Source organism: Pseudomonas sp. LJDD11 (genome assembly GCF_024584215.1).
GTDB lineage: Bacteria > Pseudomonadota > Gammaproteobacteria > Pseudomonadales > Pseudomonadaceae > Aquipseudomonas.
Map to the genome: position 1 here is coordinate 1 of NZ_JANJFL010000078.1, position 737 is coordinate 737.

Consider the following 737-nt stretch of genomic DNA (forward strand, 5'->3'; position numbering starts at 1 on the left):
ATGACCCAAGTCACCAGCCCGCTCGGGCCGGATGTGCTGTTGCTCAAGGACATGAGCGGTGGCGATGAGTTGGGCCGGTTGTTCAACTATGAGCTGCAACTGACTTCAAAGGACGGTGCGCTGGACCTCAACCAGTTGCTCGGCAAGCCCATGAGCCTGTCGGTGCAGCTGGGCGGCGGTGGCCAGCGTTACTTTCATGGCATCGTCGCGCGCTGCAGCCAGAACGCCGACCGTGGCCAGTTCGCCAGTTATCAGGTGACCCTGCGGCCCTGGCTGTGGCTGCTCAGTCGCACCTCGGACTGCCGGATCTTCCAGCACCTGAGCGTGCCGCAGATCATCAAGCAGGTGTTTCGTGATCTGGGTTTTTCTGATTTTGAAGACGCGCTGAGCCGTCCCTATCGCGAGTGGGAATACTGCGTGCAGTACCGCGAGACCAGCCTGGATTTTGTCAGCCGGCTGATGGAACACGAGGGCATCTATTACTTTTTCCGCCACGAGCAGGACCGTCATGTGCTGGTGCTGGCCGACGCCTACGGCGCGCATCAGTCGGCGCCCGGCTACGCCTCGGTGCCGTACTTTCCACCTGACGGCCAACACCGTGAACGCGACCACTTCAATGACTGGCGGCTGGCTCAGGAGGTGCAGCCCGGTTCACTGGAGCTTAACGACTACGACTTCGAACGGCCCAGCGCCCGCATGGAAGTGCGCTCGGCCATGCCGCGCCCGCACAGCGCCGG

General features: G+C 62.4%; 1 protein-coding gene. It reads left to right on the forward strand.

Annotated features, from left to right (window positions below):
- Positions 1-737 (forward strand): type VI secretion system tip protein TssI/VgrG (gene tssI, locus NRB16_RS28815; RefSeq protein WP_257107554.1); only part of this gene is annotated, 737 nt, incomplete at its 3' end.